This is a genomic window from Microbulbifer maximicatervae (SeqCode) (genome assembly GCF_052467825.1).
In genome coordinates this window covers 3,370,661-3,393,632 of the sequence record NZ_CP174327.1, presented here as the reverse complement: position 1 = coordinate 3,393,632, position 22,972 = coordinate 3,370,661, and the positions used below count along the sequence as shown (strand labels likewise).

Annotated in this window: 8 protein-coding genes; all 8 read right to left on the bottom strand. The window is 50.6% G+C overall.

From position 1 onward, the window contains the following. Nucleotides 1-197: 197 nt before the first annotated feature. The 8 genes from ACJJII_RS15145 to ACJJII_RS15110 all read right to left on the bottom strand — a co-directional run bounded on the left by ACJJII_RS15145 (nucleotide 198) and on the right by ACJJII_RS15110 (nucleotide 22,961). On the bottom strand, nucleotides 198-5,390 hold the full coding sequence (locus ACJJII_RS15145; protein ID WP_444916760.1) for an OmpA family protein: 5,193 nt from the start codon (nucleotides 5,388-5,390) through the stop codon (nucleotides 198-200). Continuing rightward, the gene (locus tag ACJJII_RS15140) at nucleotides 5,390-18,445 is read right to left on the bottom strand and encodes an isopeptide-forming domain-containing fimbrial protein (protein WP_444916759.1); all 13,056 of its coding nucleotides are present in this window, start codon (nucleotides 18,443-18,445) and stop codon (nucleotides 5,390-5,392) included. The genes ACJJII_RS15145 and ACJJII_RS15140 overlap by 1 nt, the downstream gene beginning before the upstream one ends. A 298-nt stretch (nucleotides 18,446-18,743) precedes the next feature. Beyond that, a complete protein-coding gene (locus ACJJII_RS15135) occupies nucleotides 18,744-20,123 on the bottom strand; it encodes an AgmX/PglI C-terminal domain-containing protein (RefSeq protein ID WP_444916758.1) in 1,380 nt (459 codons plus the stop codon). A 9-nt stretch (nucleotides 20,124-20,132) separates the two neighbouring features. Continuing rightward, complete coding sequence (locus tag ACJJII_RS15130; RefSeq protein ID WP_444916757.1) at nucleotides 20,133-20,672, bottom strand: ExbD/TolR family protein; 540 nt, start codon at nucleotides 20,670-20,672, stop codon at nucleotides 20,133-20,135. After that, nucleotides 20,669-21,259: an ExbD/TolR family protein gene (locus ACJJII_RS15125; RefSeq protein WP_444916756.1), complete on the bottom strand. Its 591-nt coding sequence runs from the start codon at nucleotides 21,257-21,259 to the stop codon at nucleotides 20,669-20,671. Before ACJJII_RS15125 ends, ACJJII_RS15130 begins: the two co-directional genes overlap by 4 nt. Further along, nucleotides 21,259-21,990, bottom strand: coding sequence for a MotA/TolQ/ExbB proton channel family protein (locus ACJJII_RS15120; RefSeq protein WP_444897816.1), 732 nt, complete (start codon nucleotides 21,988-21,990; stop codon nucleotides 21,259-21,261). Before ACJJII_RS15120 ends, ACJJII_RS15125 begins: the two co-directional genes overlap by 1 nt. A 69-nt stretch (nucleotides 21,991-22,059) precedes the next feature. Beyond that, on the bottom strand, nucleotides 22,060-22,380 hold the full coding sequence (locus ACJJII_RS15115; RefSeq protein WP_238152012.1) for a hypothetical protein: 321 nt from the start codon (nucleotides 22,378-22,380) through the stop codon (nucleotides 22,060-22,062). Further along, nucleotides 22,377-22,961, bottom strand: coding sequence for a tetratricopeptide repeat protein (locus tag ACJJII_RS15110; protein WP_413662567.1), 585 nt, complete (start codon nucleotides 22,959-22,961; stop codon nucleotides 22,377-22,379). Before ACJJII_RS15110 ends, ACJJII_RS15115 begins: the two co-directional genes overlap by 4 nt. Nucleotides 22,962-22,972 lie beyond the last annotated feature (11 nt).

Genomic DNA, 22,972 nt, shown 5'->3' with positions numbered 1-22,972 from the left:
AAGGGGGCCGGTAGCCACAGTGGGCTACCAAAGATAGGTACAGTAGAGAAAGGCAAATAAAAACACATATAGGATCAATACTAAGTTAAATATCAGCAGTTCCTAACAAAAGATACAATCATAAATAATCAAAATAGAAGCCCATTAAAGCGGGCCCCTTAATTTTATGGGAGAAAGAATCATATAAAATCCAATCATCACAACTTACCAATAATATTAATAAACACCCCATGACTGTCATAGTCCAGCTGGGTGAGGTCATCAGAGAAGTCGGTAAAGTTGTAGCCCACCCCCAGCTTAAGATGATCGCCAACATGGCGATACAAGCCGATTAAGGCGCCGCTCTTGCTATCCTGGGCATCAGGTAGATCGAGCAGACGAGCTTCCAGGAGGAGATCCCAGCGCTTGATAAAATGCCAATCGGCACGCAGTACATAGAGACTCGCACGGCTATCGAAAAACTCCGGGTCTTCCGTATCCATGCTCAACTGGCCCAGACGATAGGCGTATTTGCCACCCAAAGTCCACTGTCGATTGAGATCGTAACTGGCGTCTATCGAAAAGATATGACTCTTCTGGATAAATTCAGTGGAGGTATTTTCAACCATAACCTGATCCTGAGTCGGCACATTATAGAAATAGGTGTACTTCATCAGGGTATTCAGGCGGTCGTTATTCACCGGGCGGTAGGCATAACCCATTACCGCTTCGGTGAATTTACCATCGTAGAATTCACCTTCCGAACTCTTGCTGTCTGAATAGTTAAGTTTGCCTACCAAGCGCCAGTCCGGAGTGAACTGGTAGTTGAAGGTATTTTTTAATAGCCAGGTATTACGCTCGGTTTCCGATACGGTATTTTCGCCCGATACCGTTTCCGATATATCCGTACGGTATTCCAGCGCGGATGCGATGCGTATAGCATCCAAACCATAGCCCACATTAAAGCCCATGGCATTGCGCTCGGTCTTGGCTCCTGTGTCTGGGTCTTCGAGTGTACCCGCCTCCAGGGTAGTGCCATAGGTCCAACGGTCATTGGGGGCCAGATCCATACCCAGGGCGTGGGTCAGGCCAGTGGAAACATCACCGTGACTGTAGCGCTCCTCACCGTAAATATTTAGCGTATCAGAATAGCGACTGCGGAAGCCGGTACTCATATTGCCCTTGCGTGCACGCACACCGGTATCGCTGCGCTCATTATCCAGCGCATAATTCATATAGAGGCTGGTTCTGTCAGTCACCAGAAAGTCCGTACCGAGTCGGGCAGCGGTGCCAGTATCACCACCGGAAACTTCACTGTCCATTGTCAAACGGTCACTTACCCGATAAGCGCCACCGAGGCCGATGCGATTGTTCTCTTCGCGGGTACCGGTCACTTCCATCGTATTCTGAACAAAACCAAAGGCGCTCCAACTCTCACCGGAATCATAGCTCGCCTCGACAGCAACATCTGTGCGATCCCCTTCTGTCTGGGTAGCGGCGACAACTTCGGATTCATCTTCACGGCTATCATTGCGAACTGCGGAGGTGAGTCGCCAGTGATCATTAATGCGGTAGCCGAGCATCAAGTCCATGGCATTGGTTTGTAACCCCTGCTCCTCCTCTTTGGTATCGGCTTTGATTCTTACATCAAAACTTTCGCCGATCGGCAGGTTAACGCCACCGCCATATTGGATGGTATCGCCATCCACAAATTGGCCTGGACCGGAAAAACCAGCTTCACGCTCTTGATGGTAGAAATTACCAGAGCCACGCAAACTCTCGAAGAAATCTCCCAGCTGTAAAACGCCTTCCACTTTGGTTGCACTGGCAGCAACCGTGGAATCCAGGCTTTCATCATCAAAGGTGTAGCCGCCATCGAGCGAACTGAAGCTATCGAGATTGCTACCCTCGCTATCGGCCATTTCAATTTTCACCCAACTACTGGCGCTTTTACGCAAAGTCAGGTCAATACCCTGCAAGGAACTTTCATTCTCATCTTCATCTTGCTGAATACTGCTGAGGCCCAATTTGACGTGATCGCCCAACCAGTAGTGGGCACGCCCACCGACAGCCAGGGTATCCATTTCTTCAAAACCGGGAGTATATTCGTAGCGTGCTACCAGGTATTGGGGATTGCCGTTGTAAGCTCCATCTTCAATGAGCAGTTCATCATTTGCCAGAGAAGATAAGGGGCTGTTAAGCAGGATACGCCCTTGGATATAGTCGATGTCGTAATCAACTACTGCGGTAAGGGTCTTAACTGCGAGCACCAGCCCGGAATCTTTATCCCGAACTTCTACTCGTAAACTTTCCGAGCCGCTGGAAATATCCTGGTGGCGGAGGTAATACAGGGAACCGCCGGTTCCACGATACTCATCGCGCCCGGCAATGGTTCCCGGCTCTGCTCCAAAGGCATCTATTTGAAAGCGCTTCTCACCAAAGCTGGTCATCGCATCGGTTTCAAAGTGACCACTGCCGCCGTAGAGCGTCCGGTCAATTTGGGCGAGCTCATTATCCGCGTAGTTGGCTTTGAAATTACCCCAGAGACCGTAGTCATCGTACTTGGATAATTTCACATAAAACTTGCCTGACGTGGGGGCGTCTTCAACTACGGTGGAGTCATCGCCAAACGTCGGGTAATACAAATCACTATCCAGACGGCGGAACAAGGCATCGGGAGACTTTTCCATAAAGTTGGAAAACAGATCCTCTACCGGGCCCTCTTCGGTATCTGCACTGGCCGACAAGCGCCAGCCTTCCCCGAAACCGCCGTTGGTGTAAAACGCCAGACGGCCATCGTAGCTTACTGAATTGTCATAGTGAGTTTCATCACCGGTAACCAGGGCCGCTGGGCCATTGGTTTTATCGTAACCCACGGTGAGGTCGGCAATACCTACAGTAAACCAGTCGTTTTTGGCAAAATCCAAATCCCGCAGGAAAAGTTCGCCATTACCCTCATCATCGAGTATCGCCACTTCAACCGTATGCATACCCGGCTCAAAAATCTGCTCGGCGATAAACTGACCTTGACTGTCGACCGGTACCGGATTGCCTGCTAACCATACGGTGTGCCCGGGCGGCACCTGAGTGCCATTGACCAATACACTGTTACCATCCAGGGGGATGTTCCGCTGCGCTAAGCGGTTCTCGCCGTAGCCTACTAATAATTCCCTACCGATATCTTCATTTTCTGCAGACTCTTCAATTTGATCTACCAACCACAGGGTCTGTTCCGTGGTCTCGTCATAGCGGCCCTTGTTGTCATAGGCACGCAGTACATAGTGTAATTTTTTTAAAGGCGCCTGGAATTCAGAAAATTCTGCACTCCATTCCCCTTTGCCAAAGTGATCCAGCGGTACAATTGCCAGAGGTGTATCGCGCAGAGACTGTCCCTCTTCGAACAATCGCACTTCGGTGCTTTTAATAAAAGAGGGATAGTTGGTATAGCTACTGAAAAATACCCGGTTCTCTGCCAGGTCGGTATCCGGGTTATCTGCGTAACGGATCGTATTGGGCCACGCTGTCACATTCAGGCGCGGTTGCATTTTTTTATTGTCGAAGCGAAATTGAATATTCGCTTCTCGCAAGGCCACATCAGTACAGCGCTGTAAGTCCGCCGAGTTTTTATAGGGGTCGTATTCCGGGCTGCCATCGACAGTGATACGCATTAAGTTAAGTGCGTAGGGATTATTGGCTATGGCTTCACGATTAATGCGCTCGATTTCCAAGCGATCACTTTCAGTAAGAATTGCCAGTTCATCGTACAGGATCTCGACCTCAACCCTGGCGCCATCCCGCTGCTCAAAGCCATTGCTCACTACATCCGCAGATTGGACGTAGCCTCGCCCCTCAAACTCCACCTGGGTATCTTCGAGATTCAGTAATTCCTGCACCTGTGCCATAGCGCGCTGAGCGCGGGCACCGGATAATCCCTGGTCATCGCCGTAAACCATCGCTTCGCGGCGATCCATACGCTGGTTATCACTGTAGCCAATAAAGCTCAGACGAACATTCGCTTTATTGGAAATTTCAGCCATGGCCGCACGTATTTGTGTCAGCTGTGCCTGACTGATAATCGGATCGCCATTATCAAAACGAATCGGCGACAGTTTTCCACCGGCAGACTCGTAGGCAATGGTGAGAGTTTCCGCAGCGGCAGCTTCCGGACAGGCCTGAACAGAATCAGTAGCAACTTCCAATGGGTCGTCATACCAAAATTCCACTTCTACCCGACGGTTGAGGGCTCGGCCTTTCGACGTATCATTGGCCGCTATTGGTTGACTTGCCCCCTTGCCACTGCTGGTGACCATGGCCGAAGGCAAATTCAGTGCAGAACCCAGAGCCTGAGCGACACGGCGGGCTTCGCCATAGGATCGCTCCTGATAAGCTCTCTGTTGGGCTTCCGGATTTTCACCTACATCCAGGGGGCGGGCGTCGGTATGACCAATAAAGTGAATAACCAGATTGTTTTTATCGGCAAGGTTGGATCGAACCTCGCGGATACGGCGAATAAAGGCTTCCGGTAATTCTGTTTGCCCGGGCTCCATCCTCAGTGGCGCCACCAGGTTTCTGAGGCGTGCCCGCTGTTCACTGCCTGCGGCATAAGTAAGCCTGCACACCGTTTCCTGGCGGCATACTTTCACCCGGTTGAGCAACAATGCTTCCGCACGGGCACGGTCCGCCATGGCTTTTTCATCCAGGGCGTCATAGGTTACTTTTACCTGTACTCGGCGATTCTCTTCTCGACCTGCGGTAGTAATATTATCCGCTGTGGGTTCTATATCCCCACGCCCTTCAACAACAATCATTTGCTCAGGCAGTTCAAGGGCTTCTTGAAGGAAGTCCGCCACGAACTGGGCCCGCGCCAAAGTAAATTCTTCTTTGCTGGCAAAGTCTGCTACCTGTTCCCCGGTAAGGGGATCGGAATCTGTATGGCCAATAAAGTGCAACTTAAAATTGGGCGTCTCACCCAAGTCATTCAAGGTCTGGCTCAGTAACTCCACTGCCTCCAGAGGAATTTCATCCTCAACGCCATAGAACAGGATTGGATCGATAAAATCTTCCACCACAATCGGGTCCAGCGGCGCAACAAATTGAGTCGCATCCTGCAACCATTGATTTGTAGGTGCGCGCAGCAGCATACCTTCTGTATTACTGCCTATCGACTGCTCTTCAAGCTCAGATTGGGTTTCACTTTCTTCGGAACTCAGGCTCGGAATATTTTGCCAAACCTGCCACCAACTAGGCTCATCTACTTTCGCATCCGCTTCCTGGGCCTGCGCTGGAAGTGTCAATGCCAACGCGATCGCAGTGGCGAGACGGCAGTCCCGCCGGGGGAAAAAGCGGGCCGTCTTCGCGGCAGTATTTATCGAGCAAGCTCGCCGGTCACGATTCCGTTTTGCAAAGGACATCACTTCAAACCTCCTTTACCAGGAGGCGCTCCGCGGCGCCAGAAAACTTCAGTTTCTATGGTCAAATCGTAGTCACCTTCACGGCTCTCCCAGTCCTGGGCGACCTGATCTTTAATTGCCTGCAGACGCTCGTCCACCAGATCCGGATCTTCATTCTCCCCAAGATAGGCAAGGCGTAAAACAGAGGGAGCTTCACTGAGTTTTTCCAACAATAAATCCATTCGGGAATGCCATTGCGGGCGCAATTCTGTTGTGCCCGGTTCAAATACCGCTTCGGCAATATCCAGGCGCACTACCCGGTGCAAGCTGGCTCCAAAGTTGAACTTCAGCATCTTGCCTCGGGTGGCTCGCAGCACACGCGGGTTTTCAGTGGTGAGACGATACCCGCTTGGCAAGCTGCGATCGTCGAGCTTGAGCACAAAATTGGAACCTCGATCCCCATTCGGCACCACTGCGCAGGTAATATGGAATCGACCGTGGGAATCCGCAGTAGCATTCAGGCCGGTAGCAGTCACCACTCGAGCACCCGGCAAACCACCCTCGCCTTCATCCTGGTAGCCATTCATATTTTTATCGTCAAACACTTTGCCGATAACATCGGTACAGTCGAAGGTGGGATCGGGCACCACGCGCACAGTGGCTGAGGCCTCACCAGAGGCTGCCTGTCCAGAGAGCTGATTAAACATACGGGCGCGGTTCACATATTTGCCCTCGCCCACACCGGAACCCACAACCAATAGCAATTTCAATACACGGGTTTCTTCCGCTTCCACGCGCAGGCCTGACCACCTCAATTGCAGACCTTCGCTTTCAGGCTCAACCGCTTCTCCATCAAGGCGCGCCGAGCCCGCAACATATTTGAAGCCTGCCGGGAAGTAATCTACTAGCTGTAGATCTGTTAGTGGAATTGGCAGCGTATTGCCAAAAGTAATGGTGTAAGGAACCAACTGACTGCGGGTTACGTTGAGCATGGCCGCGGTTTTGGTGATAGATAGCGCCCCTTCCAACTCCGGGTCCATGGCGACATGATTGTTGAACAGCTGGCTTTCCCCTGGAATCTGGCCGTCATCCAGGGTCATACGCAGGTAATAATCCGTTGCCGTGTCCCGTGCCTCCACGTCCAGGGAAGGATGAGCAGACGATTCCTGCACCTCGCAGTGGTTCGCAGTAGCGCGAACCATATCGGCGTTGCTGCCCAGGCAACCGGCCACATCAAAACCGGCGGTTTCGCTGTTTGTCTGCGAGGGAATTACCAGTGATTCCCCACCGGTGTAATCATCATCAGCGATATCTACCTGGATCAGGTAATCCACGTTGGACGGACAAGCCGCATCGCTAAAGTTGATATCGAACTTATAGTAGCCCCCGGACTGGGTAACCTGCCCCTGCTGCCTCTCATCATCAAAACAGCGCGCCGGCAACTCCTGACCGGAACTCACCCTCAACATAGTGAGGGTGGCACCCTCAATGGCGGAGCGGGTTATGGAATCATAAACCACACCATTGGGCGTCAACGGCAAGTTCAGGTCCTGCGGGTTTGCTCCCGACTCCACGTAGATGTCACTAATCGATTGCGGGCCGTTGGTGAAATCAGAAACCGGATTACCCAATGAGGCCGTGTTATCAGTGGCATCCGGTGCGCTGTAACGCATCTCATAGCTGAGTCCGCCATAACTGTTCGGTACCAGGCCCTGGAATTGGAAATAACCATTTTCATCGGACTGAACTGTTTCCATCAGTTCATCATTGAAATACAGGTCTACTGCCCAGTTAAGCAGCAGGCGTTCATCAGTATCTGCGCTGTTGTTGAAATTCACATCGTGCCACAGATAACCGGCCAGATTGGCAATGCCCGGGGTACCTCCAACATCGATAGCAACGCTGGCCTGAGCGCTGGAAGCCGGATCATTCCACTGTACTTCTGCGGTATTCACTACGGTAAAACCATAATCCAGGTTTTCCGACACCTGCGCTTGGAAGCGCAGCGTAACCACTTCTCCCGGCTCCAAATTGCCGTAGGTTGTGGCGTAGTCTGCAGTGATCAGCGTGTCGACAACAGTTATTCCGTCGGCTTGTCCGTTGAGCATGGCCGAATCGGCAATATAGGTAAGAACTCCATCTCCGGCTATAGCCAGGTCATCGGTGATCTCAATATAAGTTGCGGGGACACCGCTGATATTTTCGACGGTTACCAGGTATTCCAATACCGCACCCGCTTCTGCGGCACCGCCACCGACAACAGCAACTTCTTTCACAATGGAGAGCAACTGGGCATCACCCACAACAACGTCAGTTGGCTGTGCACCATTGGCTGGGTTGCCATCTGCATCGGTCAGGGTAAGTGCCAACTCATTTGCTTCGACACTACCCTGGTTGCTGATAACTGTGCCTGTCGGAGTGCCAGCATTCACCATTACCTCAAATGTGACAGTGGCAGTTTGACCCGAGGTAATAATGCCTTCATTGGCTCCTGGTAGCGGCGGAGTCAGGTCATCGGATGAAACCGGTAGGGCAGAATCCAACTGTGAATTACCACCACCGTTATCCGCGACCACTTCACCATTTAAAGTGGTGGTGCCGGCAACATAAGTAGTGTCATTTGGTACCTGGTCGGTAAGCGCTACTTCGAGAGCATCTACACCACCCATATTGGTGATTGCGATGGTATAGCGAAGTACATCACCCGGATCGACAATTCCTGCGGAAATATAGTCTTCGGCAATCTCCACAGTCTTGTGGGCAATTAACAGGGGTACATCGCCAACAATATCGATCGTTGGATCATTGGGAGCATCGGTATTCGGGTCATCGGAGGGCACTTCATCAAAAGTACCGCTACCCGCACCTTCACCATTTACAAACGCTTGGTTTGAAATAACGGTGCCATCATTAACATCATTAATGGTGACATCAAAGGTGATGACCACTGCAGCTGCACCATTGGCCGTTGCGCCGATAAAACCATCGGCTTCGCCATCGGTGTTAATGCTCATACCTGCAGCCAGAGGAGAGGTACCACTGACGTCTGACAGTGTGGAACCATTCAGGGTGGTAGAACCGCTGACATAGGTCGTATTAGCCGGAACCTGGTCCATTATCAGGACATTGATCGCATTCTCATTGCCGATATTTTCCACGGTAATGGTATATCGCAGGGTGTCGCCAACCATCAGCAGATCAGCATCATCAGTCATATCTGCCGACGTTTTTTCTACCACCAGTAATGGCTCTGACTCAATCAGTACTTCTGTGGGATCTTCATCACCCGCCGTATCCGGATCATCAGTGCCGTTGATATTGGGATCATCACTGTCTTGCAGTAATTGCCCGGGAAGCTGAACCTGGGCCTGGTTGAAGACTTGGGTCCCACTATCAATAACTGCTGCCAGGGTAACTTCATAAACAATCTGGATAGAATCTCCCGCGGTACCACTCGCCGTAAGATCCAGATTACTGACTTCCAGATAGCCACTATTCCAGGTACCGGCAGAAGCATCGATAGCACTGCTGTCACTGCCAGTCGGAGCACTCACCAACTGTAAAGTGCCCGATTCAAACAGTGCAGAATTATTTAATCGACCCAGATCATCGGTAATCTCGACTCCGCTCACATCAACACCACTCGTATTGGTCAGAGTCAATGTGTAACGTAAAACTTCCGTGGGACTGGCGGCAGTGGTCGGATTTTCTCCACGGCTGATATTTTCAACTGCCTTGTAGAAAGTTACTTTCGGCACAGAGGCGCTAACCGAATAAGCATCCTCATGATCCAATACACCGGGAGTGCCATCAGTGGGCGCCGCACGGGTGTACTGGCGAACCTCAGTGAGGCTGCTATCCCAGCTGTGCCACTGAGTAACACCGGCAATATTCGTCAGCGTATCCCCATCGACAGTATCTATATCCAGATAGGCATCGTAACCAATCAGCAGATGGTAATCCGCATCCAGTATTGCCACTGAACCAATGGAGGTGATTGTGAGGGTACAAGTCGCGTTATCGAATACCGCGCTAAAGTCGGAACCTTCTGTCAGGGTGGCCGTGGTGGTGCCGGCGCTGTCAGTAATTTGCGCGGTGAAATTGGCCGGGGCCGTTTCACACATTCCACCGGGATTATTATCCGGCAAAATATCGGTAACACTTATATCCCAGGCCGGGCCCGTACCGGTATTGTGTAAATCTAAAGTAAAGGTACCGCCTACACCGGACTGGACACTGGTGGGGCCAGTTTTAGTCAGGGTAATAGCCGTGGGCTCTACTACCGTCATGTCCGCCGTAGTATTGCCGCTACCCGCACCCTGCCCCGCAGGGGCATTATCATTATCGTAGTTGTAGCTGTAGCTGGCACTGGCGGCAAAATTCAAACCGTCCACATTCGGCGGGTCCATATCCAGCAGTCGCAGTGTTACATCAATAACGACTTGCTCGCCGGCGGGCACATCTATTCCGCTAGTGCTATCTGCAATACTGAGACTGGTGGAGCTGCCGTTATTTTCCGGAGTGAAAGATGCACTGCCAGATACTTTACTGGCACTGACAAATTCCAGGTCTGCAGCAGACGTAGTCAGATCCATCAGCACAGTAACATCGTGAAGCGCTGTGGTCTGCACCGTTTCCGGGATGGTAATGCGATAGTTAAACGGCTCGCCAATGGAGGCTGTTAATTGGGTAACTTCAATCAACAGTGGCGCGGCATTAGGAGTATTAAATTGGACACTCACTGGAGAAGTCGGGCCATAATCCTCGCGTAAATCGTCAGTGACCACCACGGAATTCAGAGACGGCAAATCGTTATCATCAAGCGAATAATAAACTTCAACATAGGCCGCATTTTGCAGGCTAAGTCCAGCCCCCAAATTAGAATCCGCTTCAACGCGATATACCATTTCCATGGACTCACCAGCGTTGATTCCGTAACCCGTACCTGCGGCAAAATCCCAAAAGGCTTCGCCAGTACTGCTATCGAAAGTAGGCGCAACCACTGTTGCTGCGGCACCATTTACTGTAAGGGATTGGACACCGACACCCCCTTGGCGCAGACCTAAAGGAATCACATCGCGGAATACCGGATCATAGGCTGGTGAAGAACCGTTGTTGGTTATCGTAACGGTATATTCAATGGTATCGCCGGCGGAAAGCGTGCTGCCATCTGCGGGAGTTGAGCTAATAGCTACGGCGAGGTCCGGCTGTAACAGATCCAGTGTTTCGCTATCACTGCGGGTTTCAGCTCCTGTGGCAGCATCAAAGCCAAACTCTGCGGTATTGATCAGAGCAGTATTCGTTGCCGGCCAGGGGTGGGAATCCTCATTGAGAACCCGCACAAGGTAACGCACAACAAATTCATCGTTGCTGGTATCGTTATCACCCGTATTGACCAGGTCGGGAATGCTCCAGGTAACCGTAGTGGCACCAGTAGAAGGATCACCAGACTGCACTGGTTCTGCGATATCGGCGTGGGTAAAGGGCGCCGCAGCAGTAAATGGAGCAGAAGTCTGGCCATTAATTGAAAGAGTGCTTACAAACACCATTCCCTGGGGCAAAGTATCGACAATAAGCCCATTGGAGGCCGTGCCCTCTGGTAGGGAGAGGGTAATCTGGTATTCAACCAGGTCGCCCACTCGCAATTGCTCGTCAGCGCTACCATAGCTGTCATCTGAACGAATTTTGCTAATTGTGCTGTCATTGGCAGCATCTAGCTGAGCAGCAATATTTTCCAGCAAGTAATCATTCAGGCCGCCGCTGCCATCAGCACCGTTACGTTCATAAATACTGCTGTTATCTTCATCGAGACTGGTCCATTCCACACTGGCAGTTGCGGACAGCGCCGCCGCCGGCTGTACGCTATCGAGTACAACCACATCGAAGACCAGTTCACTGTTATCACCTGCGGCGATATCCAGATCACTATTGGCCCGATCCCAAACCAGGTTTTGCGCAGTAGTAATTCCGTCACCAGTTACGGTGGGATCTGCCTGGGAGGCTCCGGCAAAAGTCACGGTGCCCGGTACAAACTCAAGCCCCAGGGATAACAGCTCGTTAACTGAGAGATCGTAAGCTGCAGAATTTTCCGCATTACCCGCAGCACTGAGGTCCAGGGTAAAACGCAGTACATCGCCCGCATCCGGATCGTTACCGGGATTGGTTTGATTTGCGACAGAGGCAATTGCACTTATCTCTGGCTCGACGATGGTGAGTGTCGCTGCAGTGCCGGTGCCTCCGGACTGAGAAGTGCCGCCATCAGTCGCGGCATAAGAATAAGTCACCTCATTTTCAAAGCTGTGAGCAGCCTGGGCTGTGGCATTGTTGGCAACCCGGGCGCGAACTTCAAAAATTGCCACGGTACCGGCTGGGATAATATCGATTGCCAGATCGATATTATTGCCACTGGTATTATCGGTGTAAGTAAGCCCATTAATTTCCTGCAATTGCACCAGCTCTAAGCTGGGGTCTAATACATCGGAAATTTCAATATCGTAAATGGCCGAGGTGGTGCCGCTACCGGGGACCTGTATCTGGTATACGACCTCGTCACCGACAGCGGCAGTAGTCGCTGTTTGCAGTGTTTTTTGCGGAGCAGTCACACTGGTCGCAACAGTGCCCATCGGATAGGGAGTGCCCAAAGTAACTGCAGAGTACTGTTCGCCATTGCTAGCTTCCAGCGACCAAAATTCATCGACGGTAAAAGTATTAACCCAGCTTTCACCGCCACTAATATCTGTATAGAAACCGATCTGGTAACTGATTTCCAAACAGGTACCCGCTTCGACCGGTACCAGGAAATCGAAGCCCATATCAGCACCGCGTGTTGCCGGCGCACTATAGGTGTAATCTGCTCCCTGTGTCAGTACAGTACCGTCGAGACTCACCTGGAGATTGGCAATGGAACTCTCATCCATTTGCGTCGCTAAATCGTCAGTTAGCGATAGGTTGTAGGCGGGGGCAAGACCCGAGTTACAGGCCTGCAGGGTAAACTGCATAATATCGTTGGCCGGGTCCACATTCATATGAGAGCTGGGCCAGGTAGCATCTGTCTTGGTGAGATTGTCGATCACCGGTTGCAATACAGTAATATCGGCGCTGTCCTGCAAGGTACTGGCGGCACCGGTGTAATTTAGCTGGGCCGTATTGGTCAGGGTTGCGGTAGGCGCGGTGATTCCCGAACCCGCCACTACTTTAGCGGTGTACTCAATAACAAAGTTATTGGTATTACCGAAATTACTGGTGATATCCCCCAGATCCCAGGTCACCGTGCCAGTATCACCGGCAGTGGGAACCGAAATCGCTGAATAGGTAAAGTCATTCAGACTATCGCTGTAGGGAGCAGCTGTGTCTCCGTTTACGCTGACAACAGTGTCAAACTCCAAGCCACTGGGCAGCGCATCATCAAGAGTTACCGCTGGTGTTGTTCCCGCCTGTAAATTTAGGGTGAGCTGGTAAGTGACAGTATCGCCAACACGCAAGGTACCCACTGCAGTTGCGGTATCTGTATCGGCAATTACTGCTTTTGTAATGCTGGTATTATCTACCGTATTGATACTGGCTTCTGCAGGACCAACACAGTAATCATCAGGTGCAGAAATACTGGGGCATCCAGCACCGTCGCGCTCATAGGCCAGGTCATTGATACTGCCATCGTCCAGAGAGGTCCAGTCCAGCATCACACTGTTGCTGATAGGCGAACCAAAAACGCCTGTAACCTGGGTTCGGTAGGTGAGCACCAGAGTTTGACCCAGCGCTAAATCCAGACTGTTATCGCCATTGTCACGACCCCATACGAGTGGACCTGCAGGAGCTGCCGCTGGTGTGGCGACAAAACCGGATACTGCGGTACCGCCTATTTCTGCGGTGGGTGTAAAGCTGCTGTCAAAGGTCAACTCTGAAGGCAGCGTATCGACTAAATTTAGCTCATAAGCTGCAGCACTGGAGCCCGCATCATGCTCCACAGTAATAACATATTCCAGCACGTCACCACCCACCGGCAGATTGCCGGGATTGGTGGCATTAGTCACTGTCTTGCTAATCTCGAGTAACGGTTCTACTACCGTTATACTGGTTGTGCTGTCATTGATATTTTCTGTGCTGCCACTTTCCCCATTGCTGTAAGTAAGCGCCGCATTATTTTGGCGATTGTCACCATCATTAGTGGCGAGATCATTTTCAATGCGGGCAAAATAGGTAATTCGAATCAGCGGAGCAATACTGCTTCCGACCGTGTCATTTTCACTACTGGTATCGACGGTGCCGATATCCCAGGTAGCATTCCCAGAAGTATTATCCCCCGGAAAACTGTTAAAGGCCGATTCAGACGGCGCGCTGCCATTAATAGTTTCAATACCGACAAAATCGTAAGTGATATCGTAGTCAGTATTGTGAGAGAGCACATAACCTTCAGGGCTACCCAGCTGATCAGTGATAACTACATTTTCACTGATACCTTCCGGCAAACTAATCTCCAGTTGGAATTCTTTATGGGCACCGACGGTGGGGACTACCGAGGTGTCCAAATCCGTTTTAGTCAACGCTAATGAAGGTACTTCAGTCTGGGCACTGGCAGTGGTTTCATAATCATTGATAGGATCGCCGACATTGGGCAAAACACCAATACGCATGCCATCAGCGGTACCATCAATGCCAATAGAATTGCCACTGTTAAGTGCAACATCCGAGCCCGGCAGGGACTGCCAGCGGGCTTCAACGGTGTTGTCCAGAATTTCATGGGGCTCAACGCCCTGCTCTACCTGGACTTCAAAAGTGAATATTTTTGTATCGCCAACCGCAATAGTGTAATCGCTATTACTGCGATTCCAGCTAAATATGGGGGCATTGGTGCCCACCGTAGTGACATCAACATTATTGGGGGGATCGTTGCCGCCCACATTGCCCAGGTAAATAAGATTGCTACCGGTGAGATCGTCGAGCACCTGCAAGTTGTAGGCATCGGCACTGCCAATATTTTCTGCTGTAACCGTGACTGTCAAAATATCGTCAGCATCACTATTGGTAACAGCAAAGGATTTGGTCAGCTGTATTTGCGGCTCGAATACTGTTATTTCATGGGCATCAAATGGCACCGCCACCGCCGCACCGGACTCATCCACATAGGTAACTTGCGCAGTGGTATAGCTGCCGCCATTACCCAAAACATCACCGTCATTGGTGTTACTGCTGTTTTCAATACGGGCAATAAACTCTACCGGAAAATCAAACAGGCTACCGGATACGGTGGTGAGTTCCTGATCACCAAAATCCCACTCAACGTAATCTGCAGTACCCGTGCTGGTACAGGTAGCATTAAAAGTACCTCCCGGTACAAAGCCAGCGGCATCATAAGGGGAGGCACTTAAATCGATAGTTTCCCCTTCGATACAGCGCATACCTGCCGGCAACTCATCACGAATCACAAAGTCTCGCAGTTTCGCAGCCGGAATCTGTGCTATCAGTTCGTAACGTACCTCTTCACCGACAACCGCTGTATCACTGCTGGTTCCACTGGCCGTGCCGTTGGAAAACTCAAGGGCTTTCTTCGGCTCCGCCTTCACCTCAATAATCTGCATCTGCGCTTCGGCATTGCCAGACTGGTAGTGACGAGCACGTCCTGCTTCGGGAGCGCCATCACCGACACCATCATTGTCCGTGTCACTGTCAATTTGCGGGGAAGTCTGATTACCAAAATCGCCTTCCAAGCTGTCATAGCGAGCAAAGAAAGTATTGGTAAATAGCTGTAGTGGTGCCACTGACTGGTGTGGTTTCACACGGTAATACAGGGTTACGGAGTCACCCGGGTTAATTCGCTCAAGGGCAGTGGAATGCTCATAGGAAAAAGTAATAATAGCCGGAGTACCACTATCACTACAGTGGGTAGCTTCTGAATAGTTATTTGCACCGGAGGTAATTCCCACCAAGCCATCATCGCCACTGACAGTTTCCGAACTGCCATCAGCATCGTTATCCAGGCTATCGGAATCCATTGCCTGCACACACATCTGGCCGGAAGAATCCAGGGTATCAGTTACTACAACATCGTATGCAGGAGCGCGATCAACACCGCTATCCGCAGCCCGGTTGGTAACCGTGAGACGGAAGATATAAGTCTGGTCCCGGTGTCCTTCATCAGTAAAATCCACAAAATTGCTACAGCTTGTTCCAGTGCCGTAGAGATTTTCGTTACAGACCTTTTTGTCGACTTCTATCGAGGGTTCAGTAACAGTGACAGATTCCGACCACTCGGTGATATCCGGAAAACCAGGGACCGTGGTTGGAACACCATCAATATTGGTCAGGGTTCCACTGGTATTGTAGTTATCTACGATAATCGTTTCAGTATCAAAAACCGCAGCAAACTGGGCGCGGGCGTAATCGATACTGTCATTTGCGTGTTGGTTCGGATCAGTGTTTTCTGTATCCACTGGGTCATTCAGCAAGCGGGTTGTCATATCCGCAAGGAACCAGCGATCTTTCGCAGTAATATTGGTAGTAATATCCCACTGTAAGTCTGTTTCGCTCAGAGAATTATTTAGACCACCGCCCTCAACAATATCACTGCTCAAAATAACCACACAATTTGCCTGAGAGGTGGGATCAGGAAGGCTAACGTCTGAACAATTTAGCGGTGAATCCGCAATATAACCCTGGCCGTCGGGAAGGTCATCGATAACATCAATATCCTTCACTTCAATCAAAGTAAATCCCGGTGTATCGAATCCAAACCAACCACCGGCTTGAATTTCAAAACTACACTCTTCACCAATCAATACACTGCTATTTGGAAAAGCAGTTTCGCTGGTCAGCTCGGTACATTCATCGGAACGGTCCTTGACCAGGTTAAAACCCATTACCCGCGCGCGCATACCATCAAGGGTGTAGTTGTTGGCCAGCTGCAAGCTTGGTGTTGTCTCGGGAATTACGGCAGGGCTCGGAAAGTACAGAGGTGTACCATCATTCAAAGTGATCTCACCGACCACATCCGCGCGGAAAGTCAGGTCGTCATCGGTGGCCGAGTGATTCTTTTCAACCACAAAAATCACCCGCTCTGTATCACCGGGTCCAATTTCACCACCAAGATCACCACTGTCACAGCGATACACTGTTGAGGAATCTGGCAAGTAATCCGGCTGGTTCCATACAGGATGCTGAGGTACAGTGCCTACATTCGGATTGCCCAACGCCGTACAGCTGCGGTCGTTAGACAATACCCTCATCGCCTCACCGAAGGTGACATACACTGAATAATCATTCGCATCGTGGCCACCATTATTGGTGATATCCACTGTTAGTTCTGAAGTGCCACTATCGCGAACAATATAGAGGGGGTGAACAGTACTAACATCCAGGTCTTCGGGATCGGGCGTAACTGATTCCGTATCTACCTGAGTAGCAGGGCTGGTTGAAGAACAAAAGTCCTCGTAATCAATAGTGAGAACATTGTTTGCCAGAGCGATATTACTATTAGGATCAGTACTGGTGGTGGAAGACTCTTCCTCTACATCCAGGTCCGCATCCAGGTCATAGAAGTCGGACTCAATCGTAACGATGCGGAAACGAATTTGAATTTCATCTCCATGTCGCATCATGTGCTCTTGGTCTGAGTATACCGAGTGAACTGTACTACTCAACAAGCGGAATTCCGGTTGGTTGTTATTAAGTGGATCCGTATCCCATTGATTCCAGTTAGAGCCCACACGCCATTCCAGAGTATCAACTTTGCCGTCATAGTCTGAGCCGTAGTTAGCGCTATGGCTATCAATACCGCGACGCTCGCGGGTAATTTCCGGTGTAAAGGTGGTATCAACCACATATTCGTCGGGCAGATCGCTGACAAACTGGATATCTCTTACCGAGCCACCTGTCCGGTTATTTACGGTTATAGTAACGTAACCGGAAGCACCGAGCGGTTGATTCAAGTTGGTACCAGTAATCTCCTGGGTAATAGTGAGGTCTGATAAAACCTCAACACGCATTGCCGAAGTATCAGAGCCCGGAGCTGAGGCTTCTGCAGGGCTTGAAATACCGCCCACACCCGTATCACCATCAATCTCACAACCCCACTGTAAATCTGACACTGTATTAGTGCCATTGCTACAGGAAGTATTTACTTTACCTACTAAATAAATATCCAGGTTGCCACCAGACGGAACGTCAGTGCGCCCTGAGCCACTGGAAAAGTTACCATCCAGCTCAAAGTTATTAATAGAATTACTTGCGGAAACACAGCTACTGCCACCGGGCGCAACACCATTATTATTGGCAACAGCTTCAGCGGCACTTTCACTCGAACAAGCGTAATTGATATCCATGTTGGGATTGGACATCAAATCATCAAAACGCGCATCCTGCATATCCGCGTCACCATCATTGGAGATACGAATACGCCAGATCACATCATCTTCAATATTGCCATAGACATTATTGGTGTAGTTCGTTTGCGCCGCATCAATATTACGGCCCCGCTTGTCCATGGAGGGTTCCGGCTCACGGATCGCCAACTCCATGCTGTGAGTATCTGTAGTGGTGGGGTAACTGCAGTAATCAAAAGTTGCGGTAGCATTTAAGGTGCGATTCTTAAGAACCAGCTCTTCCTCTTCGTCATCCTGACTGCGCACATTAAAGGTAATCGTCAAGGTAGTATTTTCGTCGCGCTCAGCGAGTGCCGACAGGTCATTTTGATCCCAAGTTATTGTGGTACCACTAATAGTGGGTTCACCCAGAACAACCCCGGAACTCACTGAAGTAGAGCCAGTCACATACTCGAGACCGGAGGACCCGAGGTTCTCCCTAATAACGATATTCTGAATGGACTGAGTACCTGATAGGCCACTGAAAATACTGGGCACATCAACTTCGATGGTTACCTGTCCATCACCACATAAAACGCACCAACTTTGGCCGGAGCGGTGACTGAGAATATTGAACCCTGCAGGATCATCGGTAATAGAAGGACAGCTAGATTGAGCAAATGCCTGCGGTGCAGCTAATAGGATCGCCGCACAGACCAATAAAAATCCAACAATCACAGACTTGCAGGATTTTTGCTCAACAAATTCCGACTTTATTATCACTTAACGGCCGCCACTTTCTAATACAGATATTTGGAGATAAATCGGGCATTTACACCAGACACTCCACGGTGGGCGAACTTTAATTACAACCCACTTAGGTAGCCGTGAAACAAGTCATAATTAGCCATCTAGCAAGTGGAACTTTTGTAGGGATTGCCAAGTGGTTCTCAGGCGGGCCCTCTGTGAGGGAAAATTTAGTTCAGAACGGACAAATAATAACTGAATAGGTATGACGAAAATTTCATCAGTTTGAAACGACCGGAACCCACTATTCAGTGGGCTCCGGCCAATTATCAGCCTAGGTTGGTGGGAAGAAGTCAATCGGATAAAGAATGGTAATGGTCGGCACTCCGGCCTTTTCACCAAAGTTAAATCGTTTGACCCTAGCCACAATTTTTGCATTGAGCGACGGCGAATCCACATCACTGGAATCTACACTCACGGCAGAAACCGATCCGCTGGGTTCAATAGTAATCTTCAACACCATCTTACCTTGCAGCGCGGGATTATTACGAAGCTCACGATTGTAGATACGATACAAGGTGGCTTTGTAGCGATCGAAAACAATCTGGATTTCCTCATCTGTCCGCGACGGTCCAGCACCATCACTGAGAGGACGGTCCTCGCCGGCAAAGTCACCTTCAGTACCGATAGAACTTTCCACTCGTGCAAAGGCAACGCCACCCAAGTCCGAACCAGATCCACCCACATTGCGACTCAACTCTGCCGTATTGATACCACCACTTCCCGCGGTAGATGCTGCGATGATCAGTGAGCGCTGACTGCGGTTCTCTTTTTTACCGGCTGTGCTCAGCTGGGTTTGCTGGCCGAGGCGGTTATCCAGATCATCCTGTATCAGGTCCTGGAAATTATCCTTAAAGGCGAGAACACCGGATCGCTCAGCTTTTTTACGCGCCTGCTTTTTCTCCGTCTTGGAGGGTTTCGGGTCCTGCTTGGCCACTTTCTGCTCAGGCTTCTTCTCCGGTTTTTTCTCCTCTTTCTTAGGCTTGGCTTTTTCTGGCTCCGGCGGTGGCTTGGGCTTGGTTTTCTTCTCAAGAACCAGCTTGGCCAAACGCTCGGGAATTTCCACTATTTGAGACTCGGGCTGGGGCACCGTATACAGAGGAATCAGGTAGCCCAGCAAGGCGGCGATAAACAGTGAGGCAAAGACACAGCGGCGAAAACGCTTTTCGTCCTCGCCCTGCTTGTGCCATGGCATCACCATAGGGCGGAACTTGGGCTGTTCGAATTCCCGTGTTATCTCGAACTCGAACTTTGACTCTTCCTCCTCGCGGCGCAGCTCATCCGCGCGCTCATCCAGCGCAAATACCTCTTCCTGGCACTCGCTTATGCTGTTCTGTATAGCACTGCGCTCATCGCGCAGCTGCTCCAGGCTCTGATTGAAACTGCGCGTCGACTGCCCGATCCGCTCGATAACCTGCGCAGAAGCATTCTCCCGGTAATCTTCCGCCCAGAACATTTCTCCCGCGCCCGCTTCTTCAAGCTTGCGCAGACGTTCGGAAATCTCGTCGAGCAACTGGTACTTGGACCCCTGGTCCTGCAATCCAGCCAGCTTCTCTTCGATCTGGTGCCGCTCATCCTCGAGCAGCTGCATGCGATGGTGAACCGCCTCAAGCGCCTCACCTACCGCCCGCTGTTGTTGAAGAAAATTACTCACAAACTTCCATTAACCCTGAGATGCTTTCTGAATAACCGCCAGTGAAACTTTGGTATAGCCAGCGTCTGTACAGCTGGACATCACCTTTTTCAGCAAACTGAACGGAATGCCTCTGTCCGCGAGAATATTGACCTCCGGTGGTTCTGGATCCTGCCCCGCCTCGACATCACCCTCACCTGAATCTGCCGAGGCCTGTGCAACTCCAATTGCCTTGGCCAGCTCTGCAACCATCGCTTCCTTAATGGCCGCAATAATGGTTTCCTCGCTTTCCAACACTTCGGAGGTGGCAATTATCGAGTTGGACTCCACCAGGATTTCATCATTGGTCACCATCAAGGTCACCGTTTCCCGGGGCTTGGTCTCCACCACTGAGTCCGGCAAGGTAATCACCTTGGGAGGCTCCAGCGCTTCATTGCTGGAGGTATTAGTCAGCAGGAAAAACACCAGGATCGTAAAAACATCCATCAGGGAAGTCAGGTTCATACCTGAGGTTTTCTTGCGCTTGTGGCTTCGCGCCATACGCTTCATGCGTCGGCTTTCATTTCTCATGGCGCATCTCCTATGGAAATATCAGGAAATAAAACCACCTTTTCCACCGCATCCAGATCACTGGGATCACTCCCCTCAACCCGCACTTCAGCTCCGCGCACAGTATCCATAATGCCCACCAAATGCTCATAGGCGATTGTGGGCTCCATCAGGATGATGGAATCAGTTTTTTCCGGATAACTGGCCTTAACTTCCAACAAAAACTGCGTGAGCTTCTTTAGGTCATACACCTCTGCTGTGGGCAGCACAGCGAGAATCTCAGTCTGTTCTGTATCTGCTAAAACGGGAGTCTCAATAGGAGCATTTTCACCCTCGCCATCGATATTCAGGTTGGGGAAACGTGCGATAACCTTTTCACCATCACTGATTTCCACGGCTTGCTCTCGCACAACCACCTCCACCGTAACCGTGGGATCATCCGGTGCTCCACCACCGGCACCACTCGGCATATTCAGTTCGAGAATTGTCACCCGCGAAAATACCGCCGATACCAATAGAAAAGGCACCAATACCACCATCAAATTCAAGAAAGCAGTGATATCCAGCTCAGGAGCTTCTTTATCCCGCCCGTGGCGCCGCCTTCTCATTACGCAGTTTCCGCTTGCTGTGCTACTGGATTGGTTTTAGCTGGTGTAGTTTTTTCACTAGACGGCTTGGATTTTGCGGGCTCCACTTCAAAGCGGCGACGAGTTGCACCATCAATCAGGTTGGATGCTTTTACTGAGACCATCTCCAGGCTATCGATAATTTCACCGGTGAGTGAGTTCAGCAGTGCGTGGACGATCAACAACGGGATACCAGTCATCAGACCGAAGGCGGTGGTGTTCATCGCCACGGAAATACTGGCGGAGAGCAGGTCTGCCTTTTCTGCCGGGTTAGCATTGGCTACCGCTGTAAAGGCTTCGATCAGACCCATAATGGTTCCCAGAAGCCCGAGCAAAGTTGCGATATTGGAAAACAAAGCGACGTAAGGGGTGCGCTTTTCCAGCTGTGGAGTGATCTCCATCATGCTCTCTTCCATCGCGATTTCGATATCTTCACGACGGCGAACAGCCCCCTGCCGGGCCAGCCCCATAGACAGTAATTTACTCACACTGGACTCGTCCTGTTTTACCAGGTTGCGAGCGCGATCGAAGTCTCCCGAAGCTAATACCGGCTGCAGCTTATCCCACATATTGCGGTTGCTGCGGCGCTCCAAATGCAGGCGGATAAAGCGCTCGATAGCCACAGCACCACCCAGTGCGGCAACCACGAGAATCGGGTACATGAAAGTACCGCCCGTCTGGAAAAACTCGATGACGTTATTGAAAAAGTCCATTACAAACCCTCTTGAGAAATACAGCTAAAACTTGGTGCTACTCCGGCGACAGCCAGAATCAATATGGCGTTAATCGCCGGACAGGCTGAGTTGATAGAACTCCAACTCACGCATGAAAACTTCCTTGTCAAGCGGTTTGAGTTTGTCGTCCATCAAGCTGGAGACAAGGTCGCTTTCGACACCCACTTCGGAACTTTTCCAGGGGACAATATAGAGAGACTTAGGGGCTTCCTTGTTACCGATAATAGAAATACCCGACAACTCCTTAATTTTTGAATCCACCTTTTTATCGGTGGATTCTTTTTTCTCCTCTCCCTCAGACTGAGCCAAGGCATAAGGAAAAACCATAAAGCTGGCCACGAATGGCAAAGCCCAACGAAGTTTGATCATTTACCAGCCCTCCGTTGAATATCAGCTAACCAGATAGTGACATCCCGGTCCTCTGGTTCCAATTGAACATATTGTTCGAATTGTGCCAGAGCACACTGGAGATCTTGCAGATACAGATCACACAATATGCCCAGATTTTTTATCAAAGGTAGATATTCTGGATTTTCTGCCAAAGCATTCACATATATTTTTCGCGCCTCGGCAAAGCGCCCTTGCTTTCGGTAGAGAACGGCCAGTTCATTAGTTGCCACCGGATGCTTTTCGTCCAGCGCCAATGCCTTTAAAAAAGCCTCTTCCGCTTTTGCCTCATTGCCACTTTTGTAGTGGGCAATACCCAGATTGATATAGGGTGCCGGAAGGCGCTGCTCGCGCTCCACCACTGACTGCAGAAGTTCAATAGCACTCGCATAATCCTGCTCGGCAAGATATTCCAGGGATCGCTCAAAGTCCCGACTCACACTGCCCGATACCCGCACCGAAGAATAATCAGAGATTTTTCCAGACTTGGTTTGGGTACTGGCGCAAGCTGCTAACAACAAGGCTAAGCCCACCAGAAAAAACAAACGCATTTGTTTTTGCATAACTTTCCACT